Origin of the sequence: Mesorhizobium sp. M4B.F.Ca.ET.017.02.2.1, assembly GCF_003998955.1 — a bacterium.
In the GTDB taxonomy this organism is placed as follows: domain Bacteria; phylum Pseudomonadota; class Alphaproteobacteria; order Rhizobiales; family Rhizobiaceae; genus Mesorhizobium; species Mesorhizobium abyssinicae.
Genome location: NZ_RZOF01000012.1, coordinates 15,415 through 36,163 on the forward strand (window position 1 = coordinate 15,415; position 20,749 = coordinate 36,163).

General features: G+C 64.6%; 14 protein-coding genes and 1 pseudogene. 5 read left to right on the forward strand and 10 right to left on the reverse strand.

Features of this window, described 5'->3' with window-relative positions; all coding sequences use genetic code 11:
• Nucleotides 1-250: 250 nt before the first annotated feature.
• A complete protein-coding gene (locus EN738_RS03245; protein WP_127282427.1) occupies nucleotides 251-1,501 on the forward strand; it encodes a D-amino acid dehydrogenase in 1,251 nt (416 codons plus the stop codon).
• Nucleotides 1,502-1,503: 2 nt separating this feature from the next.
• On the forward strand, nucleotides 1,504-3,330 hold the full coding sequence (locus tag EN738_RS03250; protein ID WP_127282428.1) for an alanine racemase: 1,827 nt from the start codon (nucleotides 1,504-1,506) through the stop codon (nucleotides 3,328-3,330).
• Between the two features lie 437 nt (nucleotides 3,331-3,767).
• Here EN738_RS03250 and EN738_RS03255 read toward each other — a convergent pair whose 3' ends face one another.
• From EN738_RS03255 to EN738_RS03285, 7 genes are all read right to left on the reverse strand, one after another.
• Nucleotides 3,768-5,141, reverse strand: coding sequence for an FGGY-family carbohydrate kinase (locus EN738_RS03255; RefSeq protein WP_127282429.1), 1,374 nt, complete (start codon nucleotides 5,139-5,141; stop codon nucleotides 3,768-3,770).
• Between the two features lie 65 nt (nucleotides 5,142-5,206).
• The gene (gene rhaM / locus EN738_RS03260; RefSeq protein ID WP_187331374.1) at nucleotides 5,207-5,521 is read right to left on the reverse strand and encodes an L-rhamnose mutarotase; all 315 of its coding nucleotides are present in this window, start codon (nucleotides 5,519-5,521) and stop codon (nucleotides 5,207-5,209) included.
• Entirely contained in the window at nucleotides 5,521-6,522 is a 1,002-nt protein-coding gene (locus tag EN738_RS03265; protein WP_127282431.1) for an ABC transporter permease, read from the reverse strand. Before EN738_RS03265 ends, rhaM begins: the two co-directional genes overlap by 1 nt.
• On the reverse strand, nucleotides 6,519-7,496 hold the full coding sequence (locus EN738_RS03270; RefSeq protein WP_127282432.1) for an ABC transporter permease: 978 nt from the start codon (nucleotides 7,494-7,496) through the stop codon (nucleotides 6,519-6,521). Before EN738_RS03270 ends, EN738_RS03265 begins: the two co-directional genes overlap by 4 nt.
• Nucleotides 7,493-9,049 (reverse strand): sugar ABC transporter ATP-binding protein, encoded by a 1,557-nt coding sequence (locus tag EN738_RS03275; protein ID WP_127282433.1) that lies wholly within the window; start codon nucleotides 9,047-9,049, stop codon nucleotides 7,493-7,495. The genes EN738_RS03270 and EN738_RS03275 overlap by 4 nt, the downstream gene beginning before the upstream one ends.
• An 84-nt stretch (nucleotides 9,050-9,133) precedes the next feature.
• Entirely contained in the window at nucleotides 9,134-10,129 is a 996-nt protein-coding gene (gene rhaS / locus EN738_RS03280; protein WP_127282434.1) for a rhamnose ABC transporter substrate-binding protein, read from the reverse strand.
• A gap of 48 nt (nucleotides 10,130-10,177) precedes the next feature.
• A complete protein-coding gene (locus EN738_RS03285; protein ID WP_127282435.1) occupies nucleotides 10,178-10,981 on the reverse strand; it encodes a DeoR/GlpR family DNA-binding transcription regulator in 804 nt (267 codons plus the stop codon).
• A 186-nt stretch (nucleotides 10,982-11,167) separates the two neighbouring features.
• Here EN738_RS03285 and EN738_RS03290 point away from each other — a divergent pair, with 186 nt between their 5' ends.
• The 3 genes and pseudogenes from EN738_RS03290 to ggt all read left to right on the forward strand — a co-directional run bounded on the left by EN738_RS03290 (nucleotide 11,168) and on the right by ggt (nucleotide 16,843).
• Nucleotides 11,168-13,270 carry a bifunctional rhamnulose-1-phosphate aldolase/short-chain dehydrogenase gene (locus tag EN738_RS03290; RefSeq protein WP_127282436.1) on the forward strand — a complete coding sequence of 701 codons (2,103 nt, stop codon included), beginning with the start codon at nucleotides 11,168-11,170 and terminating at the stop codon, nucleotides 13,268-13,270.
• A 171-nt stretch (nucleotides 13,271-13,441) separates the two neighbouring features.
• Nucleotides 13,442-14,733 (forward strand): annotated as a pseudogene (gene rhaI / locus EN738_RS03295) (L-rhamnose catabolism isomerase).
• Nucleotides 14,734-15,103: 370 nt separating this feature from the next.
• Nucleotides 15,104-16,843, forward strand: coding sequence for a gamma-glutamyltransferase (ggt, locus tag EN738_RS03300; protein WP_127282437.1), 1,740 nt, complete (start codon nucleotides 15,104-15,106; stop codon nucleotides 16,841-16,843).
• A 143-nt stretch (nucleotides 16,844-16,986) separates the two neighbouring features.
• Here ggt and EN738_RS03305 read toward each other — a convergent pair whose 3' ends face one another.
• The 3 genes from EN738_RS03305 to EN738_RS03315 form a co-directional block, all read right to left on the reverse strand.
• Entirely contained in the window at nucleotides 16,987-17,331 is a 345-nt protein-coding gene (locus EN738_RS03305; protein ID WP_127282438.1) for a hypothetical protein, read from the reverse strand.
• Between the two features lie 171 nt (nucleotides 17,332-17,502).
• Nucleotides 17,503-18,858 (reverse strand): sigma-54 dependent transcriptional regulator, encoded by a 1,356-nt coding sequence (locus EN738_RS03310; RefSeq protein WP_127282439.1) that lies wholly within the window; start codon nucleotides 18,856-18,858, stop codon nucleotides 17,503-17,505.
• A gap of 1 nt (nucleotide 18,859) precedes the next feature.
• Nucleotides 18,860-20,731 carry a sensor histidine kinase gene (locus EN738_RS03315; protein ID WP_127282445.1) on the reverse strand — a complete coding sequence of 624 codons (1,872 nt, stop codon included), beginning with the start codon at nucleotides 20,729-20,731 and terminating at the stop codon, nucleotides 18,860-18,862.
• Nucleotides 20,732-20,749: the final 18 nt, after the last annotated feature.

A 20,749-nucleotide genomic window follows, 5' to 3' on the forward strand; every position in this document is an offset into this window, starting at 1 on the left:
TCTCCCCGTATAGTGACGGGGAGAGGGGCGCTGTCACCAATGATTTCGCCAATCGCCAACGCTGCAGGGAAGGCGCCGGCGCCGCGGCAAGCCACCTTCTCCCCGTCACTATACGGGGAGAAGGTGCCGGCAGGCGGATGAGGGGCGGCGCGGCCCTCTGCAATCACAAGGGCTCGTCCCGCACCCCGAGACGCGCTATTGAAGGCATCGGAGGCGTGGAGGCGCTCCGCATATTTGTCTGGGGGGCGGCATGAAGGTTTTGGTGCTCGGGGCCGGCGTCGTTGGCACGGCGGCCGCCTATTACCTGGCGAGCGACGGCCATGAGGTGACGGTGATCGAGCGCCACCAGACGGCGGCGCGCGGCACCAGCCAGTCGAATGCCGGCCTTGTCTCGCCCGGCGACGCCACCGCCTGGGCCTCGCCGGCCGCGCTAAAGACCTTCCTGCGTGCGCTCTGGAACCACGATCTCGGCATCAAGGTCCGGCTGCGCTTCGATCCCTATTTCCTCGCCTGGAGCCTGCGCTTCCTGCGCCAGTGCACGGTGGCGCGCTTGCGCGCCAACAGCCAGGTCAAGTTGCGCCTGGCGCTCTATTCGCGCGACTGCATCAATTCGCTCTCCGAAGCGACTGGCATCCACTATGATGAGCGCAAGAAGGGCATCCTCTATTTCTTCCGCTCGCAGCACAGTCTCGACACCGGCACCGACAATTACCGCTACCTGGCCGAACATGGCCTGCCGATCGAGATCGTCGGCCGCGACCGGCTGATCGAGCTGGAACCCGGCCTCGCCGGCGCCAGGGACAAGATCGCCGGCGGCGTCTATTCGCCGATCGACCAGACCGGCGATTCCAGGCAGTTCGTGGAAAAGCTCGCCGCTTATTCTGCTGAAAAGCTTGGCGTCAAATTCCTTTTCGGCACGACCGTCGAGGGCCTCGACATCGAGGGCGACCGCGTGCGCGCGGTGATGACTTCTGCCGGCCCGGTCGCCGGCGACGCGGTGGTCATCGCCATGGGGCCGGAAAGCGGCCTGCTCGGCCGCCGCTACGGCATCGACCTGCCGGTCTATCCGGTGAAGGGCTACACCGCGACCATCCCGCTCGAGGACGAGAGCAAGGGGCCGACCATGGGCGGCGCCGACGAGGACCAGCTGATCGGCTACTCGCGGCTCGGCAACCGGCTGCGGCTTGCCTCGACCGCCGAGTTCACCGGCTTCGACCGCAGCTTCCGCCCGCGCGACTTCGCCGCCATGTTCAGGACCGGCAAGGATCTGTTTCCCGGCGCCTTCGACGAGAAGAAGGCGGAGCTTTGGGCGGGCCTCAGGCCAATGATGCCGAACTCCGTGCCGGTCATCGGCCTGGCGCGCTACACAAATCTTTATCTCGACACCGGCCACGGCCATGTCGGCTGGACGATGGCCTGCGGTTCGGGAAAATTCCTCGCCGACATCGTCGCCGGCCGCAAGCCGGAGATCGATCCGCAGGGGCTGGTCTACAGGAACTAGAGATGTCGGGACCGCAAGTCGCCATCGATCTCGGCCGCATCGAGCGCAATGCGCGCACCGTCGTCGAGCGCTGCGCGCAATCCGGCATCAAGGTCTTCGGCGTTACCAAGGGCATGTGCGGCATGCCGCAGGTGGCGCGCGCCATGCTGCGCGGCGGCGTTGCCGGCATCGCGGAGTCACGCTTCGAGAACATTCGCCGGTTGCGCGACAGCGGCATCAATGCGCCGATCATGCTCTTGCGCAGCCCGCCCATCGCCCGCGTCGAGGAGGTGGTGCGGACCGTCGACATCAGCCTGCAGTCGGAACTTTCGATCATTCGCGAGATCGCCCGCATCGCCGAACGCATGGGCCGCGTCCACGACATCATGCTGATGGTCGACCTCGGCGACCTGCGGGAAGGCATCTGGCCGAACGACCTTGTGCCGACTGTCGAGCAGATCCTGGAGATGAAGGGCGTGCGCATTGCCGGCATCGGCACCAATCTCGGCTGCTTCGGCGCCATCTTGCCGACCGAGGAGAATCTCGGCCAGCTCGTCGCCCATGCCTACAAGATCGAGCGTCTGTCGGGCAAAAGCCTCGATTGGATCTCGGGCGGTGCCTCGTCCTCGCTGCCGCTGCTGCTCGAAGGCCGGCTCCCCGCCGGCATCAACAATCTGAGGGTCGGCGAGGCGATCCTGCAGGGCGGGCTGGAAACTTTTCGCGATCCGCCCTGGGAAGCGCTGGAGCTCGATGCCTGCCGGCTTACCGCCGACATCATCGAGGTCAAGAAGAAGCCATCGCGGCCGATCGGCCAGTCCGGCTACGACGCGTTCGGCAACCAGCCGGTCTTTCCCGACGAGGGCGACAGGCTGCGCGCAATCACCAATATCGGCCGCGAGGACGTGCTGGTCGAAGGCCTGATGCCGATCGCCAAGGGCGTGCGCGTGCTTGGCGCCTCCAGCGATCATCTTTTGCTCGACGTGCAGGACGCCGATCCACCTCCCGTCGTCGGCGGCCGCCTCGCCTTCCGCATGAGCTACGGCGCCATGCTTCTCGCCATGACCTCCGAATATGTCGAGAAGGCCCCGATGCACGACGTCGAGGACTATTCCGGCCGCAAGATGGTGTCGATCTCGGCCGAGCCGTCGGCGGCGGGGATCCTCGCCCGAGAGGCGACTGGGGCGCGGCTTGAGGCGATGAACTTCGATGTCGTCGAATTGGCCGACGCGGAACGGCCGCCTTCGGGCCTGATCCGGCTGACCGCCGGCGCCGACCGCCGCATTGCCCACACGGCACTTGCCGCGACCGCGCGGGCGACACACTCATTTGGCCTGATCTGGATCGATTCCATCGCCGCGCTGATGCCGGAGGAGATCGAAGGCATCGACCTGCCCGAGGCTTCGGTGCTCGCCCGCATGTTGGGCCTGGATCACAAACCGGGCGCGTTGCAGCCGCAGCTTTCGCCGGAAAACATCGTCATCGTCGGCTTGCGCCACGCCGATCCGGCCGAGGCGCGCGTGCTGGCGGATTCGCGTGTCTCCGCCTTCACCATGACCGACATCGACGCCACGGGCATGGGGGAAGTGATGCGCGAGGCGATCCACATCGCCTCCTCAGGCACGCAAGGGTTCCACGTCGCCTATGCGCCCGAGGTCACCGAATTCGCCGGCTGGGCGGCAGGCTCGGGCGGGCTCACGGTGCGCGAAACGCATCAGGCGATGGAGGCGGTGGCACTCTCGGGCGGGCTCTTGTCGATGAGCGTCTCTGGCTTCACCGCCGATCTCGAACCCAGGATCGCCACCGATGCCGTCAGCTTCGTCATGTCGGCCTTCGGCAAGCGGATTCTATAGCTAAATTGACTTGCGATCGGCGCGGAACTTAACCTCAACCCAGAAATTTTGAATCCAGTTGGATGCGTGGGTGAGACTAATTGGGGACGTCGGCAGGGTTAATTCCATCTTGTTCGCTGGAATGGCATTTTTATCAGGATCGTCTGCTTGCATTTTTTAAAAAGCCAACAATTGTGGAAATTATGTTGAGGGGATGGAGGTTCGGAATGTGAATCGTATTTGTCTATTAAGTATTGCATAGATCTATTTCGCAATCCAGTGGCTTTCAGTTGGATTTCTTATTAATCCAGCTAATTATATACTTCTGTTTGGTTTCAATCATATTTTTAACATTTTCGTCAGTAAGCAAAGTGCATTTTCCGATCCGGCATGCTTTTTACGCCATTAATATGGCGATATTGTATTCTTCGTACTTCTTCTTATCATTCGTGACCTGATCAGATCCGCGCTTCGACCGCCCCGCGCCATGCGCTGAAATAGGCCGCCCAGATGGGATCAGTTTGCGGTTCTATTGTCTCGACCTTGCTGTGCGCGGGCGTCTCTTTGGATGCCAGAAGTGCTGCGCCGATGCTGGTGCCGGTGGCGGCCTCGGAGGCGATGACCGTGCGCCCCGTCGCCGCCGCCAGCATGCCGGTAAAGAGGCGGTTGCGGGCAAAGGGTCCTTCCACGGTTGTCGGCCCGTCGCCGCCGATGAGCCCAAGACAGGTCGCGGTCATCAGCGCCAGATAGAAGGAGATGGCGACGAAGCGCTCGCCGCCGCTCGTTCCGTCGGCATTGAGCCATTGTGCTTGCCGCAGCGGGAACGGCCCCGATCCCTGCTGGGTCGAGGGCAGAAGCAGCGTCCTGCGCGCCAGCACGGCGGCGACGCAGTCCTCGCTCCAGTCCTGCGGCTGACCGTCGGTCAGCAGCGAGAACTCGCGCCCGCCCATGAAGCGAGCCGAAGGCACCGGATCGCCGAGCGCGTTGACGTTGACCAGCGTGTCTCGGGCCGGATCGAGCTCGACCTTGCCGCCGCCGACCGCCATCGAAACCACCCAGGTGCCGGTCGAGACGACGGAGAAGGGTGGCCGGTCGGACAAGAGATGCGGCAGCAGCGAGGCGTTGGAATCGTGCAGCCCGCAGTACACCGGTGTCTGCGGGTCGAGCCCGATTCGCCGGGCGAGGGCCGGCAGGATCGGTCCTAGCCGCTCCTTCGCCGGTCGCACCGGCGCCATCAGCCGACGCCAGCCCATCTTGTCGACCAGCGACGAGTAGTCGGACGTCCACGGGTTCCACAGATCGGTGTGGCAGCCGAGCGATGTCACCTCGTTGACCGCGACGCCGGTTAGCCGAAGCGCCCAATACTGCGGGTACATCACAATTGCGGCCGCCTTGGCAAATTCCGCTGGAAAGCGCCTCTGCTGCCAGAAGAGCTGCGGGCCGATGTTCAGGCCGGCCGGCAGGCGCGGCGTGCCTGTCTCGACAAAGGGCGGACGGATGAGGTCATAGTCCTCGGCGAATTCGTCTGGTCCCGAAAATTCATAGTCGAGCACCGGCAGCGCCAGGCCGCCGTCGGCGTCGACCAGCACCGCCGTCGCGCCATGGGTGGTGATCGAGATGGCGTCGATGCGCTGCTCGCGGTGCAGTTCGGCGAGGCTATCGAGGATGAACGTCCACAGGCGCTCGATGTCGTGCTGCGGGTAGGGGCCGTCAGTGAGGGGCGCGTTGGCGCTGCGGCGCAGTGCCGTCTCGCGCAGGGTCGCGAGATCGACAAGCGCCACCTTGGCGTTGGTCTTGCCGATATCGATGACGGCGACGTGGCTTACCCGCATTTCTCACACTCGATCGAGGGTCGGTTGGAGAACCCGGCAGGCAGCGTGTGAGAAATGCGGGCCAATCATGCCATATGGAACACGGTTTCCAGCGGCACCGCCACCGGCTCGTTGTCGGCCCTGGTTTCCATCACATCGGCCATGTGCGCCCACCAGCGCTGCATCACCGGATGGCTGGGTAGCTCGGCCATGCCGTGGCTATCGCTGCGCCAGAGCACGCCGAACAAAATGTTGGTTTCCTCGTCGAGATGGATCGAGTAGTCGGAGACACCGGCTTGCTTCAAAAGCGCCACCAGCTCAGGCCAGATTTCGTCGTGGCGGCGCTTGTACTCGGCCTTCATGCCGGGATTGAGCTTCATCTTGAAGGCGTATTTTTCCATCAGGCGAAGCTTCCCTCGCGCAGGCGCCGCCAGACGATGGGCAGCGCAATGACGATGATCAGCAAGAGGCCGATGAAGATCGACATGACGATGCCCGGCACGTTGAGCAGCCCGAGCCCAAAAGTCACCAGCCCCATGATGAAGGCGGCGAGCACGACGCCCAGGATGCTGCCGGCGCCGCCGAGGATCGAGACGCCGCCCAGCACCACCATGGTGATCGCTTCCAGCTCATAGCCTTGCGCGATCGACGGCCTTGTCGAGCCGAGCCGCGAGGTAATCAGCACCGAGGCGATGCCGGACATCAGCCCCGTCAGGCAGAACAGGATGAACTTGATGCGGTCGACGCGCACGCCGGAGAACTGGCAGGCGACCGGATTGTTGCCGATGGCAAAGACGCGGCGGCCGAAGCTCGTGCGATGCAGCACGAACCAGTAGATGAGCGCGGCGACGAGGAACAGCGACAGTTCGAACGAGAAAACCCACCAGACATAGCCCTGGCCGAAGAAGGCGAAGCTCTCCGGATAGCCCTTGTAGGCCTGGTCGCCGAGGATGATGAAGGCGATGCCGCGGAACAGGCTCATCGTGCCGATGGTGACGACAATGGAAGGCAGGCCGAGCCGCGTGACGAGCAGCCCGTTGAAGGCGCCGCAGCCGAGCCCGACAACGATGCCGATGGCCACCAGCACCGGCGTTCCGGCGCCGGCCTGCACGGCCATCCCCATCATCGTCGAGGCGAGCGCCACGATCGCCGCGACCGATAGGTCGATCTCGCCGGAAATGATCAACAGCGCCATGGCGAGCGCGATCAGCGCCTTTTCGGTGAAGTTGAAAGTCAGGTCCGACAGCGACCACGGGTCGAGGAAATAGGGCGAGGCGAAGCTGTTGACCGTGAAGATGAGAACCGCGATGACGACGAGCAGCGCCTCCCAGGAAAAGATCGCGGACGAGAGCGGCTTGTCGAGCCGGGCGGGGGTGTGGCGCGGGTGAGGGGCGTCGGTCATGCCGCTTCCGCCTTTCTGAGGATGATGCGGCCCTGCCGGCGCTCACCGCGCGCATTCAGCACCACGGCCAGGATGATGGCGCTGCCCGATATCGCCATCTGCCAGAAGGGCGAGATGTTGATGACCGGCAGCGCGTTGGAAATGATGCCGAGAAACAGCGCGCCGAGCACCGCCCCGCCGACCGAGCCGATGCCGCCGGCGATCGAGATGCCGCCGATGACGCAGGCGGCGATGATGTTGAGCTCATAGCCGTTGGCGACCTCGACCGATGCGATCACATAGCGCGAGATCCACAGATAGCCGGCGAGCCCGCCGATCATGCCGGAAATGCAGAAGACGATGAATTTTGTCCGGCCGACATCGATGCCGGCATAGACCGAGGCGGTCGGGTTGACGCCGATGGCATAGATCGAGCGGCCGATCTGCGTGCGCGTCATCACCACGAAGAACAGCGCGATCACCAAAAGCGCGATCCACGAAAGCACCGGCAGGCCGAGGAAGGCGGCGCGCTGGAAGTTGATGAAGTCCGGACTCATCTGGTCGGCATTGACCCAGGCGCCGCCGGACACCACGAACGTCGCACCGCGATAGATGGTGAGCGTGCCCAATGTCACCACGATCGAGGGGATGTTCAGCCGCCACACCAGCAAGCCGTTGATGGCGCCGAGCACCAGTCCGACGAGAAGCGCGATGACGATCAGCACCGGGATCGGGATCGCCGGATGCGCGGCGTTGAGCATCGCCACCACCATGCCGGTGAAGCAGAGGTTCGACGCCATCGACAGGTCGATCGAGCGCGTCAGGATCACCACCATCTGGCCGAGCGCCAGGATCATCAGGATCGAAGTATCGTTGAACACCTGGCGCAGATTGGCCGGGTCGGCGAAACCCGGGAAGCGGGTCGAGATCAGGCCGATCAGCACCGCGATTGCCGCAAGCAGCCAGATCTCGCGGTATTTGCGCAAATTCTTCATGCCGCGATCCCCGCTGCGGTTCTAACCAGCGTTTCGGCATCGAGCCCCTTGTTGTCGTGGACGGCCGCGATGCGGCCTTCGCGCATGACGACGACACGGTCCGACATGCCGAGGATCTCCGGCAGTTCGGAGGACACCATGATCACCGACAGGCCTTGCGCGACGAGCTCGGCCATGAAGCCGTGCACTGCGGCCTTGGACCCGATGTCGATGCCCTTGGTCGGCTCGTCGAGGATGATCACCTTGGGCGCAGTCGCCAGCCATTTGGCGATGACCACCTTCTGCTGGTTGCCGCCCGAAAGCGTGCCGACATCCTGGCTGAGCGATGAGGCTCTGAGATCCAGCCGTTCGGTGTAGGAGCGGGCGAGCGCGAACTCCTCCGCCAGCCTGAGCACGCCGGATTTCGAGGTGTGCATGAGCGAGGGTAGCGAAACGTTCTGGAAGATCGGCATCCCGATCACCACGCCCTGCTTGCCGCGCTCCTCCGGCACGTAGACGATGCCAGCCTCGATGGAGTCGGCGGCGGATTTCGGCGCGATCGGCTTGCCGTCCAGCGTGATCGTGCCGCGGCTGGTGCGGGTGATGCCCGATATCGCCTGCATCACCTCGCTGCGCCCGGCGCCGACCAAGCCGTAGAAGCCGAGGATCTCGCCCTTGCGCAGCTCGAAGCCGATATCGTCGAACTCGGTCGGATGCGACAGGCCGGATACGGAAAGCACCGGCGCGCCGATCTTCGGCTCGCGCTGCGGGAAGATGTGGTCGACGTTGCGGCCGACCATCATGCGCACGATCTCGTTCTGGCCGGCATCCTTGAGCAGGCCCTCGCCGACCATCTCGCCGTCGCGGAAGACCGTGTAGCGGTCGGCGATGCGATAGATCTCATCGAACTTGTGGCTGATGAACAGCACCGCCTTGCCTTCGCTCTTCAGGAATTCGATCAACAGGAAAAGCTCCTCGATCTCCTTCATCGAGAGCGCGGCGGTCGGCTCGTCCATGATGACGATGCGCGCATCGATCGACATCGCCCGCGCCACCGCGACCAGATGCTTGTTGGCGATGCCGAGGTCCTTCAGCCTTGCGTCGGCATCGATATGGCCGGCGCGCATCGTCTCCAGCACCTCGCGCGCATTTTTCCGCATGGTGCGCCAGTCGATGGTGCCGAAACGGGTGCGCGGCGCGTGGCCGAGGAAGATGTTCTCGGCGACCGAAAGATCGTCGAACAGCACCGTTTCCTGATGGATGGCGGTGATGCCGTGGCCGAAGGCGGCATGCGCGCTGTGCAGCGTCGTCGCCTCGCCGTCGATGCTGATTTCGCCGGCGTCGGGCTGGTAGATGCCGGTCATGATCTTGACCAGCGTCGACTTGCCGGCGCCGTTCTCGCCGATCAGCGCCGTCACCTGGCCCGGATAGAGCGACAGGCTGACATTGTGCAGCGCGCGGACACCGGGGAAACTCTTCGAAATGCCGGAGAGCGTCAGGCGCGGGGTGGCCGGCTGGGCCGGGCCCGAAAGCGGCCGTTCCGTCTCCACTTTGTGCTGGGCTGTCGTGTCCATATCCGTATCAGGCCCTGAGAGAAGGTCCGTTTGAAGATGCGGCGGGACAATTGTCCCGCCGCACGAGCTTGAAGTCGACCAGGATCAATAGATCTTGGAGAACTTCTCGATGTTGGTCTTGTCGAACTGGAAGGGCGGAGCCATCGCAGCCGAGTTGGTGTCGTCGAGCGTCACCTTGCCGACGCGGCCGATCGACAGCGTGGCGCCGGGCTTGGCCTCTTCCTTCTTCACTGCCAGGTCATGGGCGAGGTAGATCGCCGAGTAGCCGAGGTCGATCGGGTTCCACAGCGCGACCGCCTGGCTGGCGCCGTTGTCGATGAACTTCTTGAACTCGGACGGCAGCGCCAGGCCAGTGACGTTGACCTTGCCGATCAGGTTCGCGTCGGTGACGACCTGTGCGGCGGCGACGACGCCGACGGTGGTCGGCGCGATGATCGCCTTGAGGTTCGGATAGGACTTCAGCAGGCCCTTGGCTTCGTCGGTGCTCTTGGCCGAGTCGTCATCGCCATAGACGGTGGCGACCAGCTTGATCTTCGGGAACTTCTCCGGCAGCACCTTCTTCGCCGCCTCGATCCAGGCATTCTGATTGGTCGCGGTCGACGATGCGGAGAGGATGGCGACGTCGCCGCCTTCCGGCAGGTAGTCGGCGGCGAGCTTGATGATGGTCTCGCCGATCAGGCCGGTGTCCGACGGGTTGAGGTGCAACTGCCGGCCTTCCTTGGCAACGCCGGAGTCCCACGAGATCACGGTGATGCCGCGTTCCATCGCCTTCTTCAGCACCGGCACCAGCGCGTCGGCGTCATTGGCCGAAACCGCGATCGCATTGACCTTCTGCGCGATCAGCGAGTTGATCACCTCGATCTGCGCCTCGGCGGTCGCCTTGGTCGGGCCCGTGTAGATCACCTCGACATCGCCCAGTTCCTTGGCCGCTTCCTCGGCGCCCTTGTTGGCGGCGTCGAAGAAGCCGTTGCCGAGCGATTTCACCACCAGCGCGATCTTGACGTTCTCTGCATAGGCGGCATTCACGAACATGGCGGCGGAAAAGGCCGCCGTAACCAGCAGTTTCTTCAAAAAGCTCATCGAATATCCTCCCTTGAGCGTTGCATTTCCATCGCCGCTGCGGGCCGCTCAGGCCTGCAGTGAAGATTCTTCCTGTGCCGCCTTGCGGGCGACGATCAGCGTTACCCCGGCGGTTTCGAGCATCTTGGCCTCGCGGTCCTCGATGCCGTCGTCGGTGATCACGGTGGCGATGCGCGTCAGTCCGCACAGGATCAGGCTGGAGCGCATGCGGAATTTCGAGGAATCGACCAACACCACCAACTCGTCGGCCTGGTCGATCAGCTTCTGCTCGGCCTGGATCAAGAGCGGGTCGCCTTCCATCAGGCCGAGCGGCCCCAGCCCTTGGGCGCCCATGAACATGCGGCGCGCGTAGAAGTTGCGCGTCACGTCATTGTCGAACGGCGACAGGATGATGTTCTGCTCGCGGTAGATGGTGCCGCCGGACAGCATCACCGTGTTCTTGGAATGCTTGAGCAGGTGCTCGGCGATCGGGAAGGAATTGGTGAAGATCGGCATGCGGCGGCCGGTCAGGAAATGCACCATCTGGAAAGTGGTGGTGCCGCCATTGATGATGATCGGTTCGCCGTCCTTGCACAGGTTCACCGCTTCCCGGGCGATCGCGCGCTTCTGCGCGGCGTTCAGCGTCTCGTTGACCGAGAAGGGGCGGCCGGCGAGGCCGATGAACTGCGGCGGCGAGATCGCCTCGGCGCCGCCGCGCACCCGGCGCAGGCGCTTCTGCACATGCAGCGCCGCGATGTCGCGCCGGATCGTCGCCTCGGAGGAGTCCGTTAGGTCGACCATCTCCTGCACCGTCACCACAGGCTTTTCCTGGACGGCGGACAGAATGATCCTGTGGCGCTCTTTTTCGTGCATGGTTCCTCCCTGCCTGAGCATCTAGGCACTCAAAACGAGCAGTGTCAATCATTTCCGATCATATAATTTCATTTGTGCAGTGCAATATGATCGATATTGATCGTTTATGATTGACAAGAGGGCGTCTTGCGTAGACATTCCCCGCGAAAAGGACCGCACCTTTTTGCGTCCCAAGGGAGGATACCTATGCTCGACAAGCGCTCCGGCTCGCGCCTCGCCAATCTGTGGGATGATGCGAAGGCCAAGGGATTGAGCGACCCGGAGCTGCTGGTCTATCGCTCCAACACGCTCGGCTCCGACAAGCGCGTCACCAACTATGGCGGCGGCAACACCTCGTCAAAGGTCTGGCAGAAGGACCCGCTGACCGGCGAGGAGGTCGAGGTACTGTGGGTCAAAGGCTCGGGCGGCGACAGCGCCTCGATCAAGCTCGACGGTTTCGCCACGCTCTACATGGACAAGCTGCGCGCGCTGAAAGGTCTCTATCGCGGCCTCGCGCATGAGGACGAGATGGTCGGCTACCTGCCGCACTGCACCTTCAACCTCAATCCGCGCGCGGCCTCGATCGACACGCCGCTGCATGCCTTCGTGCCGAAGCCTTGCGTCGACCATATGCATCCCGACGCTATCATCGCCATTGCCGCGGCGAAGGATTCCAAGGCGCTGACGAAGGAGATCTTTGGCGATGCTATCGGCTGGCTGCCCTGGAAGCGGCCAGGCTTCGAGCTCGGCCTGTGGCTGGAGAAATTCTGCCTGGAAAACCCCGAGGCGAAAGGCGTCATCCTCGAAAGCCACGGCCTGTTCAGCTGGGGCGACACGCCGAAGGAGTGCTACGAGACGACGATCTCGGTGATCAACCAGGCGATCGAGTGGTTCGAGCGTCGGTCCGAGGGCGTGGCTATCTTCGGCGGCGAAGTGGTGAAGTCGCTCGATGCGCCTGCGCGCCGCGCGATTGCCGCGAAGCTGATGCCGAGGATCCGCGGCCTGATCTCGGAGAAGAGCCACAAGCTCGGCCATTTCGACGACCAGCCCGCCGTGCTCGAATTCGTCAATTCGAGGGATCTGCGGCCGCTGGCAGCACTGGGCACTTCATGCCCTGACCATTTCCTGCGCACCAAGATCCGGCCGCTGGTGATTGAATTCGACCCGGCGAAACCCGACGTCGACGCCGTCATTGCGCGTCTCGCCGACGACATCGCCGAATATCGCGTCGGCTACCAGGCCTACTACGACAGCTGCAAGCATGCGGACTCGCCCGCCATCCGCGATCCCAATGCCGTTGTCTATCTGATGCCTGGCGTCGGCATGTTCACCTTCGCCGGCGACAAGGCGACGGCGCGTATCTCCGGCGAATTCTATGTCAACGCCATCAACGTCATGCGCGGCGCCTCGACCGTCTCGTCCTATGTCGGCCTGCCGGCGCAGGAGGCCTTCGACATCGAATACTGGCAGCTCGAGGAAGCCAAGCTGCAGCGTCTGCCGAAGCCGAAGGCGCTGGCAGGCCAGATCGCGCTGGTCACCGGCGGCGCCGGCGGCATCGGCCGCGCCACCGCCAACCGGCTGCTGCGCGAAGGCGCCTGCGTGGTGCTGGCCGACATCGACGAGGCTGCGCTCGCCAGCGCCAATGACGAACTGTCGAAAGCCTATGGCAAGGATTTCGTCCGGCCGGTGGTGATCAACGTCACCTCGGAGGACCAGGTCGTCGCGGGCTTCGCCGAGACTTCGGTCGAGTTCGGCGGTGTCGACATTCTCGTTTCGAATGCCGGCCTCGCTTCCTCGGCGCCGATCGAGGAGACGACACTGGCGCTGTGGAACAAGAACATGGACATCCTGTCCACGGGCTATTTCCTCGTCTCGCGCGAGGCCTTCCGGCTGTTCCGCGCCCAGAAGATCGGCGGCAACGTCGTCTTCGTCGCCTCCAAGAACGGGCTTGCCGCCTCGCCCAACGCCGCCGCCTATTGCACGGCCAAAGCGGCGGAGATCCATCTCGCGCGCTGCCTGGCGCTTGAGGGCGCTGAGGCGCAGATCAGGGTCAACGTCGTCAATCCCGACGCCGTGCTGCGCGGCTCCAAGATCTGGTCCGGCGAGTGGAAGGAACAGCGCGCCGCCGCCTACAAGATGTCGACCGACGACCTGGAAGAACACTACCGCTCGCGCTCGATGCTGAAGCGCTCGGTCTTCCCCGAAGACATCGCCGAGGCGATCTACTTCTTCGCCTCCGACATGTCGGCGAAGTCGACCGGCAACATCGTCAACGTCGACGCCGGCAACGCGCAGAGCTTTACGCGGTAAATTGTCAATGACGGCGCTGCCCCTCACCCTTACCCTCTCCCCGTAAGGACGGGGAGAGGGGGCTCGCCAGCGCTGGAGCGCTTCCCTTCTCCCCGTCACTCTACGGGGAGAAGGTGCCGGCAGGCGGATGAGGGGCAGCGCCGGCCGAACGCATTCTTGGGAGGAACAGCATTGTCTGAAGCCATAATTTCCGCCGACCTCGTCGCCAAACATAACGCCGCCCGCAAGGTCGACCTCGAGCGCGACTACGCCTCGCTCGGAGAGCGGCTCGACCGGCGCGGCATCGCCATCGACGCCATCCGCGACAAGGTCGAAAAATTCGCCGTGGCGATCCCGTCCTGGGGCGTCGGCACCGGCGGCACCCGCTTCGCCCGCTTTCCCGGCGCCGGCGAACCGCGCGACATCTTCGACAAGATCGAGGACTGCGCCGTCATCAGCCAGCTGACACAGGCGACGCCGACCGTCTCGCTGCACATCCCCTGGGACAAGGCCGACCCGAACCGGCTGAGGCAGGCGGCGTCCCGCTTCGGCCTTGGCTTCGATGCCATGAATTCGAACACCTTCTCCGATGCCAAGGACCAGGAGCTTTCCTACAAGTTCGGGTCGCTGTCGCACGCCGATGCCGGCACGCGCCGCCAGGCCGTCGAGCACAATCTCGAATGCATCGAGATCGGCGAGACGCTCGGCTCCAAGGCGCTGACGGTGTGGATCGGCGACGGCTCGAACTTCCCCGGCCAGGTCAATTTCGCCAAGGCCTTCGAGCGCTACCTCGACGCCATGCGCGAGATCTATGCTGGGCTGCCGGACGACTGCCGGCTGTTCACCGAGCACAAGATGTACGAGCCGGCCTTCTATTCGACGGTGGTGCAGGACTGGGGCACCAACTACATCATCGCCAGGGAACTCGGCGACAAGGCCTACTGCCTGGTCGACCTCGGCCACCATGCGCCGAACGTCAACATCGAGATGATCGTATCGCGGCTGATCCAGTTCAAAAAGCTCGGCGGCTTCCACTTCAACGATTCCAAATATGGCGACGACGACCTCGATGCCGGCTCGATCGACCCCTACCGGCTGTTCCTGGTCTTCAACGAACTGGTCGATGCCGAGCTTTCCGATGCCAAGGGGTTCGATCCCGCGCACATGCTCGACCAGAGCCACAACGTCACCGACCCGATCGAAAGCCTGATGCTGTCGGCGGTCGAGGTGCAGCGCGCCTATGCGCAGGCGCTGCTGGTCGACCGCAAGGCGCTGGAGGGTTCCAGGAAGCGAACGACGCGCTGATGGCGACGCAGACCCTGAAAGCCGCCTATCGCACCGACGTCGAGCCGATCCTGGCCATGGCTCGGCTGAGGACCGGCGGCGCCATCGATCCGGTCGTCGCCTATCGCGCCGCCGGCTACCGGGCGAAGGTCGCGGCCGAACGGCCGGCTGTCGCCGGCGGCGGTGGTGGGATTGTTTGAGGCCAAGTCGGCGATTGCTCCAGGCAGTTTTTCGATAATCGTCACTGTCGACGCTGCCCCTCATCCGCCTGCCGGCACCTTCACTCCGTGAACGGGGAGAAGAGCGCTGGCTGCGACCTCGGCGTCTGCTCTGCCAGCTTGGCGATTGGCGAAGCCACCGACGAGAGCGCCCCTTCTCCCCGTCACTATACGGGGAGAAGTGCCCGGCAAGGCGATGAGGGGCAGCGCTGACCTCGGCCATTTCCTATCCTTCGGACAAAGACCGAAGCGGAGGCCGGCCCAGCGGGCCGTTTCGATTATTCAATTGTTATTGGACTATCGCGCTCCAAGGGTCTTTCCTAGGCGTCCCCCACGCCCCGGAGTCCCCGCCATGCAACTCACCCGTCGGACGCTGATCGCCGTCAGCCTTTCGCTTACCCTCACCCTCACGCCATCGGCCGCCGTCTTCGCCGCCTCGCCGGCCCCAGCCAAGGGCGAGAACGGCATGGTGGTGACGGCCCAGCATCTCGCTTCGGAAGTCGGTGTCGATGTGCTGAAGAAGGGCGGCAACGCTGTCGATGCCGCGGTCGCCGTCGGCTACGCGTTGGCCGTCGTCTATCCCAACGCCGGCAACATCGGCGGCGGCGGCTTCATGACCATCCGCCTCAAGGACGGCCGTTCGACCTTCCTCGATTTCCGCGAGCGCGCACCGCTCGCCGCGACCAAGACCATGTATCTCGACAAGGACGGCAAGCCGGTGAAGGGCGCCAGCCTCGACGGCTATCTCGCCGTCGGCGTGCCGGGCTCCGTCGCCGGTTTCGAGATGGCACGCCAGAAGTATGGCACGCTCACCAGGCAGGACCTGATGGCGCCGGCGATTGCCTACGCCAGGGACGGCTTCGTCCTCAACCAGGGCGACGCCGCCTCCTTCGCCGGCGGCGCCGAACGGCTGGCCAAGGACCCGGCGGCGGCCGCCATCTTCCTGAAAAAGGACGGCAAGCCCTATGGCATCGGTGAGAAGCTCGTTCAGCCGGACCTCGCCGCTTCGCTGTCGTCGATCTCGGAAAAGGGGCCGGACGCCTTCTACAAGGGCGCGATCGCCGATGCGATCGTCAAGGCAAGCGGGGCCAAGGGCGGCATCCTCGCCAAGAGCGATTTCGAGCAATATGCCGTGCGCGAGCTGAAGCCGGTGACCTGCTCCTATCGCGGCTACGAGATCATCTCTTCGCCGCCGCCGAGTTCCGGCGGCGTCATCATCTGCGAAATTCTCAACGTGCTCGAGCTCTATCCGCTGTCCTATCTCGGCGCGGGGTCGGCCGGAACGGTGCATGTCATGGTCGAAGCCATGCGCTACGCCTATGTCGACCGCAACTCGGCGCTCGGCGACCCGGATTTCGTCGACAATCCGGTCGAGAAGCTGCTCGACAAGGGTTACGCCAAGGACATTCGTGACAAGATCGATCCGTTCCGCGCGGGCGTGTCGAAAGACCTGATGCCGAAAGGCTTCGGCGAGTCGAAGGAGACTACCCACTATTCGATCATCGACAAGGATGGCAATGCCGTCGCGGTGACCTATACGCTGAACGGCTCCTTCGGCGCCGGCGTCGTTGCCGACGGCACCGGCATCCTGCTCAACAACGAGATGGACGATTTCACCCAGAAGCCGGGCGTGCCCAATCTCTACGGGCTGGTCCAGGGCGAGGCCAACGCGATCGAGCCGAAGAAGACGCCGCTATCCTCGATGAGCCCGACCGTGGTCACCAAGGACGGCAAGCCGTTCATGGTCATCGGCAGCCCCGGCGGCTCGCGCATCATCACGATCACGCTGGAGGCGATCGTCAACGTCATCGACCATGGCATGAACATCCAGGAGGCGATCGACGCCCCGCGCATCCATCACCAATGGCTGCCGGACACGGTCTATGTCGAGCCGTTCGGGCTGTCGCCGGATACCGAGAGGCTGCTTGCAGGCATGGGCTACCATCTCGAACTCGCCGACAAGACCTGGGGCCAGGCAGCCGGCATCCTGGTCGGCGGCAAGAGCCTGGGCGAAATCGAGAAGGGCGGCGGCGCCCGCTACAACGGCGCCATCGACAGCCGCGCCGCGGCAGGCGAGGCGCTTGGATACTAGAGCAATTTCAGGAAAAGTGTGTAACGGTCAGGCTCGGCGACTTCGCCGTAGCCTTCCGTCCGGAATTGCGTCAAACCAAAGAGATAAAGCGGTTCCGCCGTTTCCGTGAAACGGTGAAACGCTAGGACTGGTCTAGGCCCGGGTCAGATGACCAGCGTCAGCGTGGAAGCCAAGAGCATAAGGGCGGCGATGCCGACGAACAGGGCATAGAGGCGGGGACGGTCGAGAAGCAGCGCGTTGCCCGATATCCAGGCGGATGTCGCGCCGCCAAGCGCGAACAGGAAGCCGTTGCGGTGGCCGAACGTCATCGAGGCGGCCATCAGCCCGCCAATGATCAGCGCGCCGAACACGATGATGACCGCGACGGCGTATTTCTCGAAGTCGTTGCCACTCCCCATGGCCGGGCCGATCGCGTTCAAACTCGACAGCTCGTCCGGATCGAAGGGGCTGGTCGACCCATATTCGTCATGACCGACGGGTTCTCGCATCACTCAATCTCCGCTGCCCGGCAACAAACCATCAACATCCGCCGAGCGCAACCCGAACGCGCCTTGCCGGGGGCATCCGCCGCGATCTTCAACATCTTCTGGTGCCGACGTGCCACGGTTTGCGGGCGCCATTCAACGATTGCGGCATGGCTTCCGTTCCACGCGCTTGAATTATCTGGAAAAATCGCTGCGCACGATGCCGTGCCGCTGCAGCTTGTCGTAGAAGGTCTTGCGCGGAATCCCCAGCGCCTCGATCGTGCGCCGGACATCGCCGTCATTGCGGCCAAGTGTCTCGCGGATGATCTCGGCCTCGTAGCGCTCGAGCCGTTCGGGCAGCGCCATGGCCGCATCCGATTCGGCCGGGGCAGGGCCTTCGGCGTGGCCGGCATCTTCAAGCCCCAGCACGAAGCGTTCGGCGAAATGGGCGAGCTCTCGCACATTGCCGGGCCAATCATGCTCCCTCAAATGCCGGTGCACGGCCGCCGGCACGGCCGGCATCGCGCGCCGGAAACGGGCGGCTGCGCGCTCGGCGAAATAGCCGAACAAAAGGGCCACGTCGTCGCGGCGCTCGCGCAGCGGCGGGATCGACAGCGTCACCACGTTCAGCCGGTAGTAGAGGTCCTCGCGGAAGGCGCCGCGCTGGGCTGGATCGCCGAGATCGACCTTGGCGGCGGCGACGACGCGCAGGTCTACAGGCCGAATTTCGTTGGTGCCGAGCGGCGTCACCTCGCGCATTTCCAGCACCCTCAGCATCTGCACCTGGGTCGAGGGCGGCATGCTCTCGATCTCGTCGAGGAACAGCGTGCCGCCGCTCGAATGCTCGATGCGGCCAATGCGCTTCTTCTGCGCGCCGGTGAAGGCGCCGGCCTCATGGCCGAACAATTCGCTCTCGATCACGGTCTCCGGCAGCGTGCCGCAGTTCAGCGCCACGAAATTGCCCTGCGCGCGGCGGCTCCAGCGGTGCAGAAGGCTCGCCACCACCTCCTTGCCGGAGCCGGTCTCGCCGGTCACCAGCACGTCGACGTCGGTGTCGGCGATCTGCCTCAGCGTCCGGCGCAGCCGCTCCATCGCCGGTGTCTGGCCGATCAGCGGCAGGCTGTCCTGTGCCTGCTCGGCCGCCTCGCGCAAGGCGCGGTTCTCCATCACCAGTCGGCGCTTCTCCGCTGCCCGCCACACACTCTGGGCCAGCCGGTCGGCGGCGAAGGGTTTGGTGATGAAGTCGTAGGCGCCGTCCTTGATCGCCTTCACGGCCATGGCGATGTCGCCATGTCCGGTGACGAGGATGACTGGAATGGCCGGATCTACCTCCACGATGTGGTCGAAAAGCTGCAATCCGTCGATCTCGGGCATGCGGATGTCGGACACCACCACGCCGGCGAACCCGGCGTCGAGCCCGGCCAGAGCCTCCCTCGCCACCGAAAACGCCGATACCGCGAAACCGGCGAGCTCCAGCGTCTGCCGCGTCGCCTTCAGGAGATCGGCGTCGTCGTCGATCAGGATGACCGGGGTGGGCTGGTTGGTCGTCATGCTAGGCTGCTTTCGCAAGATGGATGGTGAAACGGGTGCCCCCCGCGCCGCTCGCGACCTCGATGCGCCCGCCATAATCGGCGACGATGTCCTTCGAGATGACGAGGCCTAGCCCAAGCCCTTTTTCCTTCGAGGTGTTGAAGGGCGTGAACAGCGATTTCAGGATCGCCGGCGGAATGCCAGGGCCGTTGTCCGAGACGCTGAGCACCACGCCGTCGTCTCTTTCCTCGACCGAAACCTCGACCCTGGCGCCGTCGCGGCCGTCCAGTGCCTCTAGCGCGTTCTGGAACAGGTTGATCAACACCTGTTCCAACCGCACCCGATTTCCCATCACCTTGAGCGCAGGCGGCGGCAGCGTGATCTCGAGCGCGTCGAGCCGGCCGGCGAAACGGCTCCTGAGCAGCACCACCGCGCCCTCGATGACGCCGCGCAACTCGACCGGCTCGGCCGCGGTGCGGCCCTTGCGGGCGAAGGTTTTCAACTCTTCAGTGATGGTGCCGATGCGCTCGGTCAGCGCCGCGATTGCGCCGAGGTTTTCTCCGGCCGGGGCAGTCTGCTTGCGGTCGAGGAAGACGCGCGCATTGTCGGCATAGGCGCGGATGGTCGCCACCGGCTGGTTGATCTCATGCGCGACACCGGCGGCGACCTGGCCGAGGATGGCTAGCCGATTGGCCTGCACCAGCTCCTGCTGCACCACCTGCAGCTTGGCCTCGGTGCTGCGATGGTCGGTGATCTCCGCCTGCAGACGGTCGCGGGCGCGGCTCAGATCCTCGGTGCGCTCGACGACTCGACGTTCGAGCTCGGCGCGCGTCGCCTGTTCGGCGGCGATCCGCATCTGCGCGGATTGCCGGCGCCATAAGAGATAGGCGGCAAGGCCGATGAGCGGCCCGATGACGCCAAGCGCCAGGAGCCGCATCTCGCGCTGGGCGGCGGCGATCGGCGCCTCGGCCGGAACGAGATAGTCGAGCCGCCACGGCGTCGAGGCGACCGGCGTCGACAGCCTGAGATACTCGCCGTCGCTGCCGCCCGGCGTGATCGCATGCACTATGGACACGTCGGCGCTCAAGGTTTCCGGCCGCGCGATCGGCAGCGGCACCAGCGGCGCGTCGCCGAACTGCTGGCTGTCGCGGATTTCGGCAAGGGTGGCGCCGGCAAGCGGCGCCGTCGTCATGAAACGCCAGGACGGCACGCTGGTGATCAGCACGACGCCATGCTCGTCGCTGACATAGGCCGGGCGGTTCGCCTCGTGCCAGTCAGCCTCGAGCTGGTCGAACTCCATCTTGACGACGACGACGCCGAGCGGCGCCGAGGCGCTGCCGACCCGGCGCGAGATGTAGAGGCCCGGGCGCTTGCTGACATTGCCGAGCGCGAAATATTCGGCCGTCCCCGTCTGCATGGCGCGGGAGAAATAGGCGCGGAAGCCGTAGTCGTTGCCGACGAAGCTGGTCGGCTCGCGCCAGTTGCTCGACGCGACCGCCAGGCCGTTGGTGCCGGTGACGTAGAGCACCGACGCCTTGGTGCCTGACACCAGCCCTTCGAGCTTGCGGTTGAGCACGTCGATCGCGGCAGCGCTGCGCGCGGCCAGCGCGTCATGCACCTGCTGGTCCTCGGACAGGAGCAGCGGCAGCGCGCGCGGGTTTTCCAGCACGGCGCGCAGCAGCGCCACCTTCAGATTGGCGTCGGTGCGCCCCTGTGCGGCAAGCGCGTCGACCTCGACCGCGCGGCCATAGAGGCCGGCGCCGTAGAGTGCCGCGGCGATGATGGCGAGCGCCACGCCGGCAAACAGCAGCCAGGCCCGGCGCGCCCTTCTGCCGAGCTGCTCGGGCGTTGGAGAAAGGCCGGCAATAGAGCCGGCGGCGGGGCGCTGCAGCATCGCCCATCTGTGCATGAT